This is a genomic window from Vibrio sp. 10N.222.52.C12 (assembly GCF_041474215.1).
Taxonomy (GTDB): Bacteria; Pseudomonadota; Gammaproteobacteria; order Enterobacterales; family Vibrionaceae; genus Vibrio; species Vibrio crassostreae_C.
The window spans coordinates 48,585-65,973 of record NZ_JBFRTR010000098.1; the positions used below are offsets into that span (position 1 = coordinate 48,585).

16 protein-coding genes are annotated in these 17,389 nt (G+C 45.0%); 5 read left to right on the forward strand and 11 right to left on the reverse strand.

From position 1 onward, the window contains the following. Positions 1-43 precede the first annotated feature (43 nt). Positions 44-514, reverse strand: coding sequence for an anaerobic ribonucleoside-triphosphate reductase-activating protein (gene nrdG / locus AB4623_RS17765; RefSeq protein ID WP_017069098.1), 471 nt, complete (start codon positions 512-514; stop codon positions 44-46). Between the two features lie 155 nt (positions 515-669). Next, positions 670-2,790, reverse strand: a complete 2,121-nt coding sequence (gene nrdD, locus AB4623_RS17770; protein ID WP_102394372.1) for an anaerobic ribonucleoside-triphosphate reductase — start codon at positions 2,788-2,790, stop codon at positions 670-672. 303 nt (positions 2,791-3,093) lie between these two features. On the opposite strand from nrdD, the gene AB4623_RS17775 reads away from it, so the two are divergent. Beyond that, on the forward strand, positions 3,094-3,969 hold the full coding sequence (locus AB4623_RS17775) for an endonuclease/exonuclease/phosphatase family protein (RefSeq protein ID WP_372147075.1): 876 nt from the start codon (positions 3,094-3,096) through the stop codon (positions 3,967-3,969). 163 nt (positions 3,970-4,132) lie between these two features. Here AB4623_RS17775 and AB4623_RS17780 read toward each other — a convergent pair whose 3' ends face one another. From AB4623_RS17780 to AB4623_RS17800, 5 genes are all read right to left on the reverse strand, one after another. Beyond that, positions 4,133-4,564: a YeeE/YedE family protein gene (locus AB4623_RS17780; protein WP_016787649.1), complete on the reverse strand. Its 432-nt coding sequence runs from the start codon at positions 4,562-4,564 to the stop codon at positions 4,133-4,135. Then, positions 4,564-5,025 (reverse strand): YeeE/YedE family protein, encoded by a 462-nt coding sequence (locus AB4623_RS17785; RefSeq protein ID WP_372117152.1) that lies wholly within the window; start codon positions 5,023-5,025, stop codon positions 4,564-4,566. The genes AB4623_RS17780 and AB4623_RS17785 overlap by 1 nt, the downstream gene beginning before the upstream one ends. Positions 5,026-5,233: 208 nt before the next feature. Beyond that, a complete protein-coding gene (locus AB4623_RS17790; protein WP_017070965.1) occupies positions 5,234-6,466 on the reverse strand; it encodes a glycosyltransferase in 1,233 nt (410 codons plus the stop codon). Between the two features lie 97 nt (positions 6,467-6,563). Continuing rightward, a complete protein-coding gene (locus tag AB4623_RS17795; RefSeq protein ID WP_029235379.1) occupies positions 6,564-7,028 on the reverse strand; it encodes a GNAT family N-acetyltransferase in 465 nt (154 codons plus the stop codon). A 22-nt stretch (positions 7,029-7,050) separates the two neighbouring features. Then, entirely contained in the window at positions 7,051-8,148 is a 1,098-nt protein-coding gene (locus tag AB4623_RS17800) for a ketoacyl-ACP synthase III (RefSeq protein WP_102333615.1), read from the reverse strand. Between the two features lie 122 nt (positions 8,149-8,270). Between AB4623_RS17800 and trxC the strand changes: the two genes are divergently transcribed. Then, positions 8,271-8,705 carry a thioredoxin TrxC gene (trxC, locus tag AB4623_RS17805; RefSeq protein ID WP_017060125.1) on the forward strand — a complete coding sequence of 145 codons (435 nt, stop codon included), beginning with the start codon at positions 8,271-8,273 and terminating at the stop codon, positions 8,703-8,705. Positions 8,706-8,807: 102 nt separating this feature from the next. On the opposite strand, the gene AB4623_RS17810 is transcribed toward trxC, so the two are convergent. Together AB4623_RS17810 and AB4623_RS17815 are read right to left on the reverse strand one after the other, a co-directional pair. Beyond that, complete coding sequence (locus AB4623_RS17810; RefSeq protein WP_065584943.1) at positions 8,808-10,487, reverse strand: GMC family oxidoreductase; 1,680 nt, start codon at positions 10,485-10,487, stop codon at positions 8,808-8,810. Next, a complete protein-coding gene (locus tag AB4623_RS17815) occupies positions 10,480-12,084 on the reverse strand; it encodes a long-chain fatty acid--CoA ligase (protein WP_017060127.1) in 1,605 nt (534 codons plus the stop codon). The genes AB4623_RS17810 and AB4623_RS17815 overlap by 8 nt, the downstream gene beginning before the upstream one ends. 369 nt (positions 12,085-12,453) lie before the next feature. On the opposite strand from AB4623_RS17815, the gene AB4623_RS17820 reads away from it, so the two are divergent. Then, a complete protein-coding gene (locus AB4623_RS17820; protein WP_017070970.1) occupies positions 12,454-13,479 on the forward strand; it encodes an AraC family transcriptional regulator in 1,026 nt (341 codons plus the stop codon). A 57-nt stretch (positions 13,480-13,536) separates the two neighbouring features. Here the strand turns inward: AB4623_RS17820 and AB4623_RS17825 are convergent, their stop codons facing one another. Then, entirely contained in the window at positions 13,537-13,776 is a 240-nt protein-coding gene (locus AB4623_RS17825) for a hypothetical protein (RefSeq protein WP_017060129.1), read from the reverse strand. Here AB4623_RS17825 and AB4623_RS17830 point away from each other — a divergent pair. Beyond that, complete coding sequence (locus AB4623_RS17830) at positions 13,748-14,899, forward strand: MFS transporter (protein ID WP_029235229.1); 1,152 nt, start codon at positions 13,748-13,750, stop codon at positions 14,897-14,899. The genes AB4623_RS17825 and AB4623_RS17830 overlap by 29 nt on opposite strands. Positions 14,900-15,033: 134 nt before the next feature. Here AB4623_RS17830 and AB4623_RS17835 read toward each other — a convergent pair whose 3' ends face one another. Next, entirely contained in the window at positions 15,034-15,927 is an 894-nt protein-coding gene (locus tag AB4623_RS17835) for an AraC family transcriptional regulator (RefSeq protein ID WP_017060977.1), read from the reverse strand. A gap of 50 nt (positions 15,928-15,977) precedes the next feature. On the opposite strand from AB4623_RS17835, the gene AB4623_RS17840 reads away from it, so the two are divergent. Beyond that, on the forward strand, positions 15,978-17,375 hold the full coding sequence (locus tag AB4623_RS17840; RefSeq protein WP_136978233.1) for an MATE family efflux transporter: 1,398 nt from the start codon (positions 15,978-15,980) through the stop codon (positions 17,373-17,375). The last annotated feature ends 14 nt before the right edge of the window (positions 17,376-17,389 follow it).

The following is a 17,389-nucleotide window of genomic DNA, read 5'->3' on the forward strand; positions in this document are numbered from 1 at the left end:
GAAGCCCTTTTTCGTTTACGAGTGTGCAAAGTCACGACAGCAGTTATATATCAGTAAATCGATGGATGATTTGGTTTGAACTACCACGCCAATCCAACATTGGATCCGCTTTATCTTGCTCAAAACGACCATCAATCAAAGTATCTACATATTCAAGTACTTGCCTCTGCTTTTCGTCGAGTTCGTCGAGCTCGTAGCCCGTCCACATCCAGATGTCTTTGCCTTCACATTCTGCTTTTACACGCTGAACAAGCTTAAGCACTTCAGATACATTTGCAGGATGAAGAGGATCACCACCTGAAAGCGACAAGCCACGACGCTTGATTCGTGGATCATTGAGATCAGCGATAATGTGGTCTTGCAGCTCTTGAGTAAACAAATGCCCGGAGTCCAACCTTTGCGTTGATTGGTTATAACACCCGCGACACTGGTGTACACAACCCGACACAAACAAAGTGCAGCGTGTTCCAGGGCCATTTACAACGTCGATTGGGTGATATTGGTGATAATTCATAAGGCAGTATTGAAAACTCGTGATGGCTTAATGGTTTAACTCGAAAAGTAGCGAGAGTTGAAACAAATGAATTGGTATCGACATAGCGCCGATACCAAACATATTTCTTGAAACGTAGCTCTTCTAAGTAAGCTAGCTAATAATCTTAGAGCTTACTAAAGATGCTTCACGCGGCGTTTAACTTCTTCTTGCTTACCGAAGTTAAATGGTCGTGCATCTGGGCTACCAAGGTAACCACAAACACGGCGCGTCACCGATACTTTGGTTGAGTCATGGTTGCCACATTTAGGACACGTAAAGCCCTTACTTGTACAGTCGAACTCACCGTTGTAACCACATTCGTAACACTCATCAATCGGTGTGTTAGTGCCGTAGTAAGGAACACGTGTGTAGCTGTAATCCCATACGTTTTCTAGTGCTTCGATGTTCTTCTGCATGTTCGGGAATTCGCCGTAACAGATAAAACCACCGCTAGAAATTTCAGGATAAGGCATCTCGAAATCGATCTTGTCGTATGGGTTCACTGTCTTCTGCACATCTAAGTGGAAGCTGTTGGTGTAGTAACCACGGTCTGTCACACCATCAATCACACCAAATTCTTTGGTGTCGATGCTGCAGAAACGGCTACATAGGTTTTCACTTGGTGTGCCGTATAGGCTGAATGCGTAACCTGTCTCTTTCGTCCAAGATTCCACTTCACGCTTCATGTACTCCACCAGCTCAAGCGCTTTAGCACGCATTTCGCCATCGTCGTACAGGTGAACGTCAGTACCGTAAAGCGCAGTCATTGCTTCGTGGATACCAATGTAACCAAGAGAAACAGAAGCACGGCCGTTCTTAAAGATATCAGCGATAGAGTCGTCTGCTTTCAAGCGAACGCCACATGCACCTTCCATGTATAGGATTGGAGCAACACGTGCTTTCACGTTTTCTAGACGAGAAATACGAGTTTCTAATGCACGACGAGCCAGCTTGAGTTTATCATCAAGCAGTTCGTAGAACTTAGCCATATCTTGTTTTGCGTTAATCGCAATACGTGGCAAGTTCAAGCTAACAACACCTAAGTTGTTACGGCCTTCGTGAATCAACTCACCATTTTCTTCGTAAGTATTCAAGAAGCTACGACAACCCATAGGAGTTTTAAATGACCCTGTCACTTCTACTACTTTGTCGTAGTTAAGAATGTCTGGGTACATACGCTTAGACGCACACTCTAGCGCTAATTGCTTGATGTCGTAGTTTGGATCTTGCTTCTGGTGGTTCAAACCATCTTTGATCGCAAATACCAGTTTAGGGAACACGGCTGTTTTACGGTTCTTACCCAAACCTGCAATGCGGTTTTTCAAGATTGATTGCTGAATCAATTTCGAGCCCCAGCTTTCACCTAAACCAAAACCAAACGTCACGAATGGTGTTTGACCATTAGCGGTGTGCAGCGTGTTTACTTCGTACTCCAGAGATTGGAACGCGTCGTAACACTCTTTCTCTGTGCGAGAGATAGCAAAAGCTTCTGGGCTATGAATGTCCCACTCTTTCGCTAGCGATAAGTGCTTCTCGTAGCTCGCCATAACGTAAGGTTCAAGAACCTCATCGATGCGGTTAATCGTTGTGCCGCCGTAGATGTGACTCGCCACTTGCGCGATGATCTGCGCGGTTACCGCTGTCGCCGTAGAAATAGACTTAGGTGTGTCGATTTCCGCGTTACCCATCTTGAAGCCATGCGTTAACATGCCTTTCAGATCGATAAGCATGCAGTTAAACATTGGGAAGAACGGTGCGTAGTCTAGATCGTGGTAGTGAATATCACCACATTCGTGAGCATGTACGATATCACGTGGCAAAATGTGAGTTTTCGCATAGTGTTTAGCCACGATACCCGCCAGCAGGTCACGCTGAGTTGGGATTACTTTGCCATCTTTGTTCGCGTTTTCATTGATTAGATCAACGTTGCTTTCTTCGATCAAACCTTCGATCTCACGAGTTAAAGCGCTTTGCTTCTCACGGGCGATGTCGCGGTCATGACGATATTCAATGTAGGCACGAGCCAGAGACTTGTATGGTCCCTGCATTAGCTCGTTCTCGACCATGGTTTGAATTTCAGAGATATGAACTTCATCGTAGTCTTCGAGCTTCAACTCAACTGCTAATGCCACATTCAGTGCATAAATAGCAATTTCCTTATCGGCTTTGTCTGATGCTGCTTCCACTGCAGCTTGGATGCGATCTCTACTGAATGGAGCTCTTGAGCCATCACGCTTGATTACGATTGATTTCACCACTTCTCCTTACTCTTGAGGTATTCACAGACTTATCCACAAACACACTATATAGAGCGATTTATCGTTTAACTAACACTAGATATTGTGGCGTATTTAACGAGAACCACCAACTTTGAGTATTGATTTGGATCAATAAAAAGAGAACGCTGACTAAGATCAATTCAATATTATTACGCTAGTTCTCAAGTCGAAAAGAAACAATGTAACAATAAAAAAACTCCTAAAAAGAGTTGAATTTTTGGTAAGTGTTGTAGGATAACGGCTCATCAATATTGGCAGACAAAATTAGGGATATTTGGCATGAAACGACTTGAAAACTGGATAATGTTAGGCTGCTTACTCAGTAGCCAGACATTTGCTGAACCTTTGACCATATCCAGTTGGAATATCGAATGGTTATCAACCAACGAGGCTGTGAATAAGTTTTCTGACAAACGTGATCAAGCTGATTTCGACAAACTCGCAACTTATTTTCAATCCTTAGACGCAGACGTGGTTGCGTTTCAAGAAGTCGATAACGTAAATGCCATTCAGCGTGTGGCTGGTGATCAATACAAGATATTGATGTCTGACCGGGCGCTATCTAAGAACAGCAACCGCCAATTTAAAGAAGTGAACCAATACACGGGATTTGCAGTTCGTAAAGGAGTAGCCCTCACCGACTACGCTGACTTTCCGCTTGAAACCACATCCAACAGTAAACTTAGGTTTGCCAGCTATATCGTTGTAGAAACAAACTTTAAACCCATTCACATGTTGTCTGTGCATTTAAAGGCAGGTTGTAGCGGAGCGTATAAGTCCAACCGCGATTGCTCTCGTTTAAAAGAGCAAGCTCAGCAACTGAACAAGTGGATAAAGCAAAGAGAGCGCAATAACGAAGACTACGCCATTCTTGGCGACTTTAACCATAACCTCGCTTACTCACGAGATTGGATGTGGAAAGAGTTATCACAATATACTGATGCGCAGTTAGCGACACGAAAGACCCGTGCAGATTGTAAGGTACGCTCTAACCGCAACAATTATCGCACACATCAGTTCCGCTCTGTTATTGATCATATTGTGGTGAGTGAGTCGCTAAATGCTTCTCCTGCAAAGCAGAAGGTATTTGAAACACAAGATGTTCTGGACTACAAACTCAGCGACCACTGTCCAGTTTCAACGACTATTAAATAGTAGATTTTAGATAACAGCAGATTGTAGATAACTGAAAATAATAGAAACAGTAAATATAGAAAGAGGCTGACTGACTTTCGTGCTGAAAGCGAGTCAACCTCTATGCTTGGTCAGCTCAGAACGGATAACGTCAAAGCCAATGTAATCAGCTATAAGCTTGCTACTAACACGTTTTGTTCATACGATCCGCCAGCCACATTCCCACCAGCATGCTTATCATAAACACCCACACCGTCGGGTTGCCGCCACTTAGGCTGGTTACCGCAGGGCCTGGGCAAAAGCCTGCAATCCCCCAGCCTAAGCCAAACGCTGTAGATCCAAGAATCAGCTTTCTGTCTATCAACGGATTGTTACGGCTATCTAACGGCTCGCCATTGATGGCTTTAGCGCGCTTTTTAATGACCAGATGATAAAACGGTGCAAAGACCAATAGCGCGCCACCCATGACGAATGCCAAACTAATGTCCCAGTTACCGGTAATGTCTAAGAAGCCGAGTACCTTCTCAGGATCAACCATCCCTGAGATGATCATGCCAGAGCCAAAAAGAATACCTGCGACCAAACCGATAACGATAGTAAATGAAGCGTTTTTCATTATGCCCCCAAACCAATCATATTCTTAACCAACACAGTTGCCATTGCCACACCCATAAACACACAAGTCGCGACAATTGAACGCTTAGACAAACGTGCCATTCCCACAATGCCATGGCCACTAGTACAGCCATTCGCGACCTTAGTGCCGAAGCCCACCAATAGTCCGGCTATGATAACCACTGCGAAGTTGATCTCTTCTAATTGCGGAAGTTGGTAACCCGTCGGAATTAATAGCCAACCACTTGCGACCATTCCCACAACAAAGGCGATACGCCAGTGTTTTTCGGTGTTTGCTGTATCCGCATCTTTACGTTCTTTGTTGCTGGTGCCAGTTGGCAATAATCGGCTGACAATGCCACTAATGCCAGCAACTCGACCAATCCCCAACATTAAAACAATGGCCGACACGCCTAACAACATGCCGCCGAAAAAAGCATCCCAAGGAATCAAACTAAGCACAAACCTCTCCTATCCACAAACATCATAAACTCATAACAACCTATAAATTAGAGTTTACTAATAAATATAAATTAGTCAATGCTAATGTACTGCGAGTATGTGTCGTTTTGTAAGTCTGGAATTAACAAGCGCCCTGCATGAAAAAAGCCCCTAGGCGTTAACCTAAGGGCTTATGATTTAATTCGTTGTATTGGTTGTATTATGTAAGCTACTTAGTCTTGTTCTTTTCAGCTATCCACTGGGACATATACTTCGTGCTCGCCATGCTGTGGTGTTTGAGCATCGAACCAAAGAAGTTATCCAGTCGATGAGATTCAAGATCCGACTCTAACGCAATCAATCGCTCAATCAATGTGTCGCCCAGTTTATTCTGCTCGTAGTGCGCTTCAAGGATTGAATGACATCGGCTTTGTGCCTTAAGCCACTTCTCTTCATCTTTATAAAGGGCAACTGCAGCTTCAACAAATTCGTCGATATCATCAGCAACCGCACCTGGCCATTGCAGTTCTCCTTGTGGCAACATGCCTTCGCTGCCGATTTCACTGGTCACGTTCGGAGTCTGTAGCTTCATCGCATCAAGTAACTTGCCTTTAATGCCTGCGCCAAATCGTAAAGGTGCAACACACACACGAGCCTGCTCCATCACTTCTTGAGCGTCTTTCGCCCAACCTTTGATATGGAAGCCAGTTTTAGGGTTATGCAAAGCGGTTGCTTTTGGCGGCGGATACGATCCATAAATATGAAGTTCAGTGTCAGGTAACTGTTTACGAATCTTCGGCCAAATCTTCTGTAGCTGAAGTACGGCATCCCAGTTCGGTGCGTGTCTAAAGTTGCCTATCGTCATGAAATGCTTACGTTCTTCAAAGCTTTTCGTGCTTTCAGGAAGCGTATTAAGATCAACCATGAACGGCAGATGATGAAGCAGTTTGGGATCGATATTGAACTCAGATTGAAGCAGTTCCATCTCGTAACTTGAAATGATCAACGAAAGATCACAGCGCAAAATCGCGGCAATTTCACGTTTAGCCAAGTCACTGTACAAGTGTGCTTTGGTCAGATCTGTTTCTTTCTTAACCGCTTCGTGTCGAGCATTGCGTAGGAATTGTAAATCTTCAGTATCCAGTAGCTTAAAGGCATTGGGACATACCTTCTCGACGCGCCAGCCGAATTGCTCTTCCATCATAAAACGGTCAAACATCACAACATCGGGCTGCAGCTCTTCAATGTAATCGTCAAAGCTATCGCAATTTAACTGTATAGATTGGCTTGTGATGCCCTCTTCAGAGAGATCAATCATGTGCTCGGTTTCTTGAGCGGGTGTTGCAAATTCAACTGACCAACCTTGTCTCTTAAATAGACGTAAAAGAGACATCATATGGCTGCCAGCCGCCGATGAATTCGGTTCTGGCCAAACGTAGCCAATTGCTAAAACTTTCTTCAAAATACTTCCTAAGAAATAACAAAAGGGCCACAGAAGCCCCTAATAAAACGTTAATCGAGTTATGCCGCTGATAATAATGGTTCTAAGAACTCAGCGATCAGATTCGTTCACCTACATTGCGAGCTATCATAAGCACTTCATCGGCTGAGTAAAAGTTTGAAATCGTGGTTTCGACTTGAGCGCCCAATGTCGACTGATAGAGCTTTTGTGCAAAGTTATCTGCTCTGGTGGTCACTAATACATGTTTTAGTGTCGAGCCCTGCTCTGATAGCTTCTGCTTCACTTGAGGCAAAGAGTCTAGAATCAGCTTTTTGCCCAATCCTTGCCCCTGAGCACTCGGTAACACAGCAAGTTGTTCTAGCTCCAAAACAGCTTCAGGCCTAAACCCACTCTTTTGAACCCAAATAATGTAGCCGACAATCTCGCCATCGCTTTCAGCAACAAAGTTAAGAAAGCGTGGCGCAGCATTTAAGTTACATTGTAACCAATTTTTTGAGTTTTGCTGTCGAACAAAAGTAGCTTGGTGAACTAAAGCCGCTCCATCGAGGTCGGCTTCTGTCATAAAACGAACTTGGGCCATGCTGCTACTCATTCTCAGAATTAGGACGCGTTTTACAGTGTAAAATGGCTCTCTCTAGAAGTTCTAATGCCGAGCTATCTGCTTCTGGAAGCTTAGCGTCCGATTGACCTAACGGCTCAACACGGCTACCCCACTTAATATGGCCTGCCCCCCAAGTTAAACCGGCACCGAATGCCGCCACAAGAATGTTTGAGTTAGGTTTAACAAAGCCTTGCTCTAACGATTCACACAATGCAATCGGCACAGTCGCAGCCGATGTGTTGCCGTAGTTTTGAATGTTCACAAACGCTTTCTCACGTTCAATGCCCGCCATATCACACAGAGTTTGAATAATTCGGATGTTCGCTTGGTGCGGAATCACAACATCGATGTTTTCAGTTGAGATGCCAGTGCGACTCAATACTGTATGTGCTGCAGCGCCCATTCCTTTCACTGCACGCTTGAAGATCTCTTTACCAACGAAATCAAAATCCCAGTAACCGTTATCAGCAGCAAAGCGGTCCATAGAAGTACCGAATTTTGGTACTGCTAGAATGTCACGGCCCTCTGCGTCACAACCGATTTGAGCTTCTTGTAAACCCACTTGCTCTTCAGTACGTGATAGAACCACAGCGCCAGCGCCATCACCGAATAGAACCGCAGTATCACGCTTGGTCCAGTCGATGAAGAATGAAAGACGCTCTGCACCCACAACGATCGCATTGCGGTAGTTGCCCGCTTGAATCAATCGAGTTGCTGTTTCAACACCGTAGATAAAGCCTGTACACGCTGCGTTAAGGTCAAAAGCTGCTGCGCTCTTGATGCCTAAGTTCTGTTGAACTTTAGACGCGGTATTTGGAATAAGAGAGTCTGGACTGCACGTCGCTACGATCACAAGATCGATATCTTCGGCTGTTAAACCAGCACACGCCATTGCATGTTGAGCAGCAACGGTCGCTAGCTCAGAGGTATTTACATGACTGATACGACGATTTTCGATACCAGTTCGAGTACGAATCCACTCGTCAGACGTATCAATGAAAGTGCTTAAATCATCATTGGATAGCACGGCTGGTGGCAGACACTTTCCCCAGCCCGTAATTTCAGCGTAAAATTTTGTCATCATTTACCTGTTTATTGTTTGTTTTTATTTGAGTATCTTATTCTTGTTTTAAACAGTATAAGCGTTCCGTACATGATTCGTAAATCGCGTTAGGCACGGAGACGCAATAAAAAGAGAAAGTTATGTCTACATTCAACACACGTTGCCCTTCTTGCGGTGGCGTAAACCGAGTTCCTTCAGAAAGAATTTCAGAAAGCCCTACTTGTGGTAAGTGCAAAAACGCACTTCTAGACGGTGCACCAATCGAAGGTACGTCACTGAATTTCCAATCAATTTTGAACAGTTCACAGCCTGTCGTTGTCGATTTTTGGGCGACATGGTGCAACCCATGTGTAGGTTTCGCACCTGTATTTAGCGATGTCGCTAAAGAGCGCGCTGGCGATGTTCGATTTGTTAAAATTGATACCGAAGCTCAACAGCAACTGGCGGCTATGTATCAAATCAGAAGCATCCCAACGGTGATGGTGTTCAAGAACGGTCAACGTGTTGATACGATTAACGGTGCACTGCCAAAAGGTCAATTTGATCAGTGGCTTAATCAAGCACTAACTAAGTAATACTATTGGTTAAGCTATTGATTTAGCATTACTTAATTCTAAGTAAGCACACAAAAATAGGTTAGAGAGTCTTACCAAATCAAGACTATCTAACCTACTGTTTTATTTATGGTTATCACTTAACTTCTTGAATAAAACTACAGCTTCGCCTTTCGCTTGAATATTAGATTCTTGCTTGCCAAACCCGTATTGCTGTTTGATTTGATCTGCGACTTTCTCAGCAATCATAATGGTTGGTGCATTGGTGTTTGCCCCAATCAGTGTCGGCATCACAGAAGCATCAATGACTCTCAAATTATCCAATCCATAAACTTTGAGATCTTTATCTACCACAGCTAAAGAATCGCTACTAGGTCCCATTTTACAGGTCCCGATCGGGTGATACTGAGTGTCTGCACGATTGCGAATATCTTGCTCGATAGCCTTGTCATCACTGGCGTCCACAGGGTAGAAAGCATTGCCTCGGATATCATCAAACGCGGAACTCTCTAACATTTGATACTGCTTCTTCCAGCCCTTAATCATGATCTCCATGTCTTCAGGATGACTGAAAAACGCAGGATCGATCTTAGGCGGATCATAGGGATCATTACTATTGAGCGTTACGGTGCCGTAGCTCTTCGGTCGCAATAAGGTGACATGAGAGGTAAAGCCATGACTGGTATGAATTTTTCTAGCATGGTCATCTACAACAGCGACCACAAATACAAACTCTAAATCCGGTACAGCGATATGATCTTCGGAACAGAGAAAGCCTATTCCCTCTGCAAAATTACTGCTCATTTTACCGCGGCGTTCTTTGCGCCATAGTGGTAAGGCTTTGGTCATTTCAGAGGCCATTTGCAGCGAGATACCAAAAGTTTCACGCTTTTCACTGCATTTATACGAATGTACTAAGTCGATATGATCTTGAAGGTTCTTGCCCACTCCAGGTAATTCATGAACCTGTTCGATTCCATGTGTCTCTAGTTCAGTTTGAGCACCGACACCAGACAGTAACAGCAATTGGGGAGAACCAAACGCGCCAGCGGAAAGAATCACTTCTTTGTTGCATCGTATCTGATAACGCTTTCCGCTAGAACCATATTCAACACCAATCGCCTTCTTGCCTTCAAACAAAACCTTATGTGTGGTGGCTTTAGTCACGACCGTGAGATTCGATCGTGAAAGGTTTGGCGTTAAGTAAGCCTTGGCAGCACTGCATCGTTCACCATTCAGCTGTGTTACCTGCGTCGGCATCGCCCCAAACTGAGCAGCGCCGTTAATATCCTCATTGCGAGGTACACCTATCGATTCACACGCCGTTAAATAACGTTCCAACATAGGGCTTGGCGATCTAAGATTGGCCACATTAAGAGGACCACCTTGGCCATGGAACTCATCTTGGTGGACTTCGTTGTTTTCTGCTTTCTTAAAGTAAGGCAAACAGGATTCATAGTTCCAGCCAGCATTGCCCAAGCTTTCCCATCTATCGTAGTCATAGCGATGTCCACGAGCGTACATCATGGCATTGATAGAGCTAGAACCGCCAAGTGTCTTACCTCTAGGCTGATAGCCTTTACGACCGTTCAAACCCGGCTGTTCAACCGTTTCGAATGCCCAATTATTGAGTTTGGTTGGCATCATCGCCACCACGCCAACGGGTGTGTGAATGAATGGGCTGGTGTCTTTACCACCCGCTTCTAACAAGCAAACCGTCACATCAGGATCTTCCGACAGCCGAGAAGCCATCACACACCCAGCTGAACCACCGCCAACAATAATAAAATCATAACTATCCATTTGCCATCTCCGCTATTTCTAGTGGGTGTAACTCACGCTTCAAGATTTTTCCGGTTGCTGTCATGGGTAAGGCTTTACGAATGAATACCTTACGCGGGTATTTGTAGTCGGCGAGTTGCTCACGACACCATGCTATCAAGGCGGCACTATCACATTGCGTATGTTCGTGAAGAACCACATGCGCGTGGATCTCCTCGCCTAAATGTTCATGATGCTCGCCTACCACCGCGACCATTTCGACATCGGGGTGACACATCAACACTTCTTCGACTTCACGTGGATAAACGTTGTACCCACCACGAATAATCATGTCTTTAACACGGTCAACAATGAACAAATTGCCATGCTCATCGACGCGACCGATATCTCCCGTTAAGAACCAACCATCACGAATAGATTCAGCTGTCGCCTCTGGCCTTTGATAATAGCCTTTCATCACACTTGGGCTTTTAATGCAGACTTCGCCGAGTTCACCCATAGCGACAGAGTTGCCTTGTATATCAGTAATCTTGATGAGGTGGCCACATAAAGGCTGACCGACACTACCCGATAAACGATCGCCATCAATATGATTAAAGGTCGCAACCGGCGCCGTTTCCGAGAGCCCATAACCTTCTAAGACTGGTAATTCAAAACGAGATTCAAACTGTCGTATAACCTCAAGCGGCATAGAAGCACCGCCAGAAACACCTAACCTCAAGCTGTGTTTAACCTGTTCAGAGCGTTTGCTTGTGTTTTCTAAACTATCAGAAGACTCTTCTCCCGCCTTTAATAGCGCGATATACATAGTAGGAACACCCGCAAACACGCTGACTTTATGGCTAATGATCTGTTCAATAACCAATGACGGTTCAAAACGAGGAATCAACACCATGGTGGACCCTGTTAGCACACTCGCGTTCATCATCACCGTCTGACCGAAGCTATGGAATAAAGGCAGTGTAGCCATTGTGGTGTCGCTGTACTCCAATCTCATTAGATACTGTGACGACATCGCATTGGTTTGCATGTTGGTGTGGGAAAGCTCAGCCCCTTTTGGTTGACCCGTCGTGCCAGAGGTATAAAGGATCACAGCGGTATCATCGCCATGACAAGCCACAGACTCAAAAGGAGTAAAAGGTTGTGCCAACCAATCAGCGATTGATTCATGCTCCTCATTACTTTCTAAAGTAGTGTCTGTGTTTGTTGGGATAGGCATCTCGACAAAGTGTTCACAGTGGTTTGCCTGCTCAAAACCTTGTAAACCATAGCGACCAATGGGAAGCTCTTCACTGCCGTCAAAACATAAATAGGCCTTCGCGTTAGAGTCATTAAGGTGATAAGCGATCTCTCTGGCCTTGAATAGCACGTTCAAAGGCACGACTACACAACCCGCTTTTAGAATCCCGTAATAGGCTATCGGAAAGTAAGTCACGTTCGGGCATGACAACGCTACCTTATCTCCGTTCTGCAACCCAAGTCTTTTCAAGTTAGCAGCCACGTTTCCAGAAAGTTGTTCTAACTGAGAAAAACTGATTTCATCCGATCCCATACGCAGAGCGGCTTTAGTTGGAAAAAGCGAAGCGCTACGCTCCAAATTAACAGCAAGATTGTGCATCCATGATCTCCTTGTGCGGCTTAGACCTGTTTGTGACGGTCACCGTAGACGTTCTAATCGTTGTAATAAGTCTCTTTCTTGTCATCACGAGCCTGCACATTGGTGTGTCATGTAGATAAGAGTCGTTATTGAGCAAAATGTTTGAGACGCTCCAATGTGCAGCCCAATAAATTACAACATTTCGATAACATTTCGAACAGGTTTCAAAAAGACAAAAACCGGTGATATTCGGACACAGCCTGCGCTAGCACAATAAAACCTTGCACACATAAACCAAAATTTGGAACAAGCTTGCGAAAGTGAGAACAAGCAACAGGCGTAAATGTTAAAAGTTCGGTTAAGATATCGATATTCAACAAGAGGCAGCTTATGGAATACACCGCAGTTTACGAACCCGACATGCAAGCATTCGGCATTCTGGATCTTCAGTTGCTGCATCGTTACCTGTCGCCTGTTCTCAGTATCGAAGAGTTGCTCGAAGGAAGTAACATCGATGCTCTCCAACTCAACACACCCGATACACACATCACTTTGGCGCAAAAGCTTGCTGTGTTCAGTAATGCGTTAGCGAATTCCAACGAAGACGGATTGGGGCTTAAAGTTGGCCAACAAGCGAGGTTCAGCGATTTCGGCGTGCTCGGTTATGCGGTGTTTAGCAGCGAAACACTACTCGATGCCTTTTTAATCGGGTTTAAGTATCTGCAACTTGCTGGCCCTGTCCTCAGGAAAACCATGTCTGTAGAAGACAACATTGGTTACTTTCGCGCAGAGCAACTTATCGAACTCGATTCTTTACTGCCCTTTTGTTGTGAATACTGGTTCTCGGCGATACACAGTTTGTGCGAAGAGGTCTTACAGCAGCCCTTTCCTTCTCAAGTGATCCGCTTCCCCTATCCAAAACCTGAATACGGCGATCTATACACAGAGATTTTCCGCTGCCCGGTTGAATTCAATAGTGACCGGCTTGAATGGGAGTTCGACGCAACCACCTTGTATTCATCTCTTCCTACCGCCAACCCCATCACTTTACAGATGTGCTTAAAATCGTGTGATGACATGTTGGCAAAAGTCAGTGCACCCAGTAGCCTCAAAGAGAAAGTCTCTCAGATGCTGATTGAAAGGCCAGGATGTTACCCTTCTATAGAATCCATTTCTTCAGAACTGGGCATGTCTTCTCGAACTCTGCGTCGTCACCTGAAAGCAGCCGATACCAGCTACCAGAAGATACTGGACCACGTTCGTTTTCACCTTTCTCGACACTACCTTTCTTCAACTCGAATGAGTATTGAAGAGATATCTGAACGAGTTGGCTTTTCTGATAGCGCTAACTTTCGTCATGCCTTTCGTAAGTGGAGTGGTAACTCGCCACGTCAATACCGTAAAGAAACGGTCTAACACTTAAAATCCCACTCAATCCAAATAATAAAAAGACAATCACGCTGCAATCTTTTTCTAAATTAAACCACCAATGAACAACGGCTTAACGACTTTTTGCCCGCATAAAATCTCGCCAAACCACCAAATATCGCAACCGTATTTTAGTTTAGTTGGTCGATAAATTTCTTTTATCTTAACGACCATTTTTATTTGTTTTACCCAATTCAGTTTCTCCCCCATAGTCGCGGAAAATTCATCGTTTCTTTTACTATCAGAGGCTCCTGCATTGGACAACATCCAACCAACAACTCGCATAACTGTTCCTGTTATTGCATTGTCTTTTTACGCGATCGCTTCAGGCTACTTAATGAGTTCATTACCATTAATGCTGTCTGAGTATGGCTTAGACAAAGATCTATCGAGTTGGTTGGCGAGTGCATTCTATGCAGGTCTACTGGCTGGTACGTTATTGATTGAACGTGCCATTGCGCGTGTTGGCCACAAAGATGCGTTCGTCATCGCATTGAGTGTGTTCATCGCAACGATCCTTGTATTGCCATTGATCCCACACCAAGCAGTATGGCTACTAGCTCGCTTTGTGGCTGGTGTGGCGGTTGCAGGTATCTTCGTGATTGTAGAGTCTTGGCTAATGAGCGGTGACGAGTCACAACGCGCAAAACGTCTCGCTATCTACATGTGTTCACTGTACGGCGGTTCTGCAGTTGGTCAGCTTGGTATCGGTTACTTAGGTATTACTGGTGGCGTACCTTTCATCGCAATGTTCACCCTTCTGTTTGGTGCGATCATTGTGCTGATGTACGGACAAGCAACTCCACCACAGATCCACGATGCGCAATCTTTGTCTTTAAAGCAGATCAGCAAATTAAGCCACAGCGCGCTAATTGGCTGCATTGTTTCCGGATTAACGCTAGGTGCGATTTACGGCTTGATGCCAGTTGAACTTGCTCAACGTAACATTGCACACGAAGACATTGGTGGTTTGATGGCTTTGGTTATCATGGGTGGTATGGCTGTACAGCCGATGGTGACTTGGTTATCTCACCACGTAGGACAAGTGTTATTAATGGCTCTGTTCTGCCTGCTAGGGGTTGCAAGCATTGGTGTGCTGACTATCAATCACGATTTCTACGTACTAGGCATGAGCTTGTTCGTATTAGGCATGGCCACATTTGCGCTATACCCAATCGCGATTAACTTAGGTTGCCGTAACCTTGACCCAAGCTACTTGGTGTCAGTGACTCAAATCATGCTACTTTGCTACAGCATCGGTTCTGTTGCGGGACCAATCGTTGCAGACAGCTTTATGGATTCACAAGCAGGATTGTTCACTTACCTGTTCGCGTCTCTACTTGCTACAACGATCTACATGTTGATTGCTAGCCTAAAGCGCTCTCACCTACAGATTGCAGGCGAGTAAGCTTAAATAGACAGACACTAGATGCGTGTCATTAGGGCTCCGAGTTCAGACTTTATGTCTAAGCGAAGGGCTCTTTTCAACTCATGCCTATATGTAACCTTCTTCTCCCACACTTCTCATTTCATCGTGCAAGGCTAACCAAGAAGTCGATGGCTCTTTCGATATTGACTGGGTGACAAACCGAAATGCTTTTTGAAACGATGCGAAAAGTTATAAGGATCTTTGTAGCCTAAGCGATTAGCAATCATAGAAACTGACCAATCTTGATATTTCAGTAGACTGGTGGCTTTGTCCATGCGTAATTGAATCAATTTACTGCGTGGTGAGAGGTTGAATAGCGTCTTGGTGACTCTATTGAGTTGCTCTTCACTGATAAACACTCTTTCAGCCATCCCTGCCACTGTCCATGGCTGATGCAGACTACTTTCAATTTCGTTATAGAGCGCTTGAACACGTGCAGTGGTGCTGGTCGACTTAGGCTCAAACCCCGTCAATGTTCGGATAATTTCACTCAAGAGTAACTTACGGTAACTGGCTCTACCGCCTATCTCAAAGTAAACCAAGTTCATTAATGACCAGATCTGCTCACACTCTCCAAAAGGCACAATCCCCTGTCCTAAACTTGCTATGTGCTGCCATTGCTTGGTGTCAGGCGTCAGCATCCACGCCATTTTCCAATAATTATATTGAGGATCGAGTTCAAAACGAAATGGGGTTTCAGCAGGAAGCACCACGAGTGTATAAGGTGTAATCGCTTGGACCGATGTTGCGGTTGTTAGAATGCCGCCACCTTCCATAGTGAAAATCAACGTATGAACATTAACGGATTCGCGCTCAACCCAGTAGCCATCATATAGCTTCGCCATGCCGCCCATATAGACACCAAAGCTTTTCATCTCTGGAATATCTTCAACGGTCAAAAAACGTTCTTTGCACTGTTCAGCGAGAAAAACATCATCATGCCAAGTTGATTTTGGTCTCATTGAATCAATGACGGATTCGCACAGGTTTTGTTGTTTTTTAAACATGTTGTTACTTCGCTCAAATCACTATAGTTCTGCCATAAATCGGAGAGCTTATGACAACTAACATCAACCCTAACTCATCTATGAATAACAAGCCAGAGAGCATCTTACCTCGTATCGTTAAACTGGGTTTACCTGTTGCTTTACAAAGTGCGCTTGTCGCTATTCTTGCCCTTGCTGACGTATTAATGGTCAGTGATTATGGTATGGAAGCAGCTGCGGCTGTGGGAATTGCATCAAAATGGCACTTCGTTGCTATTATGATTATGGCAGGGTTGGCCTCAGCAAACGGAACATTAGTCGCTCAATACTGGGGAAAGAACGACCGAAAAAGCGCGCGAACGGTATCATCTATCGCAATGGTGTTTGGCTTAAAAGTTCTGCTGCCTGTTACTGCAATCATCACTCTTGGTTCTCAGTTTTTAATGATGTTGCAGACCAGCGATCAAACCGTGATTGAACTTGGCGCGACTTACCTGTGGTATGGATTCCCTGTCCTTCTGCTGACTCACATTGTGGTCGTGGTAGAAGCAAGCATGCGCTCATCAGGTGACACCGTAACCCCGCTACTATTAGGCGCGGTGACCATTGCACTCAACATTGCGCTTAACTTCGTTCTAATCAAAGGTGCCTTTGGTATTCCCGCTATGGGCGTAGCAGGTGCAGCACTAGCGACGACACTCGCTCGCGCAATTCAAGTCGGCTTGATGTATAGCTACATGCGCATGCGTAAACATTGGTTGTTAACCACGCCTAGCTCACCACATCGTCCATCATTGTGGCTATCTTACCGTCGTATTGCTTTGCCACTAACGATGAATGCCGTGTTATGGGCAATGGGTACTATGGCATACCAAATGATCTTCGGTCACATGGGCACAACGGAACTTGCTGTGTTCTCTATGCTCGCGCCTTTTGAGTCGCTGTGTTACTCGATATTCTTTGGTATTTCTGTAGCGTGTTCCGTGTTGCTTGGTCACTCACTCGGTCGTGATGAGTTTGATGACGCTATGAGTATGGGTCTGACGTTCATCAAAGCCGTGGTTGGTTTTGGTGCGGTTGTAGGCTTGCTATTGTTTATGGGTAAAGAGCACGTTCTGTCATGGTTAAACCTGACCAAAGACGCTTTATACCCGCTTGCTTCACCTGCGATGATGATCATGTGCTTTGCGGTCGTGATTCGCATGCTCAACATGGTGATCATTAACGGTATTATTCGTGCTGGTGGTGATAATGCGTTCTGCCTTCGCATGGATTTCATCGCGATGTGGATGGTGGGCATTCCAGTATGTGTTTACGGCGCGTTTGTCGCTGAATGGGACTTTAAATACATCTATGGTCTAATGTTGGTAGAAGAAGTCGTGAAATTGACCATCTGTTCACACCGTTACTTGAGCCGACGCTGGATCAACAACCTAACGGTGACCTACGAAGAGCCTCAAGCGGCGTAAGTTTCAGTTACCTG

Bases quoted from the DNA above. Each gene is read 5' to 3' on its own strand.
- nrdG (WP_017069098.1), bottom strand. From the start codon at position 514: ATGAATTATCACCAATATCACCCAATCGACGTTGTAAATGGCCCTGGA.
- AB4623_RS17775 (WP_372147075.1), top strand. From the start codon at position 3,094: ATGAAACGACTTGAAAACTGGATAATGTTAGGCTGCTTACTCAGTAGC.
- AB4623_RS17780 (WP_016787649.1), bottom strand. From the start codon at position 4,564: ATGAAAAACGCTTCATTTACTATCGTTATCGGTTTGGTCGCAGGTATT.
- AB4623_RS17795 (WP_029235379.1), bottom strand. From the start codon at position 7,028: ATGACAGAAGCCGACCTCGATGGAGCGGCTTTAGTTCACCAAGCTACT.
- AB4623_RS17800 (WP_102333615.1), bottom strand. From the start codon at position 8,148: ATGACAAAATTTTACGCTGAAATTACGGGCTGGGGAAAGTGTCTGCCA.
- trxC (WP_017060125.1), top strand. From the start codon at position 8,271: ATGTCTACATTCAACACACGTTGCCCTTCTTGCGGTGGCGTAAACCGA.
- AB4623_RS17810 (WP_065584943.1), bottom strand. From the start codon at position 10,487: ATGGATAGTTATGATTTTATTATTGTTGGCGGTGGTTCAGCTGGGTGT.
- AB4623_RS17815 (WP_017060127.1), bottom strand. From the start codon at position 12,084: ATGCACAATCTTGCTGTTAATTTGGAGCGTAGCGCTTCGCTTTTTCCA.
- AB4623_RS17820 (WP_017070970.1), top strand. From the start codon at position 12,454: ATGGAATACACCGCAGTTTACGAACCCGACATGCAAGCATTCGGCATT.
- AB4623_RS17825 (WP_017060129.1), bottom strand. From the start codon at position 13,776: ATGCGAGTTGTTGGTTGGATGTTGTCCAATGCAGGAGCCTCTGATAGT.
- AB4623_RS17835 (WP_017060977.1), bottom strand. From the start codon at position 15,927: ATGTTTAAAAAACAACAAAACCTGTGCGAATCCGTCATTGATTCAATG.
- AB4623_RS17840 (WP_136978233.1), top strand. From the start codon at position 15,978: ATGACAACTAACATCAACCCTAACTCATCTATGAATAACAAGCCAGAG.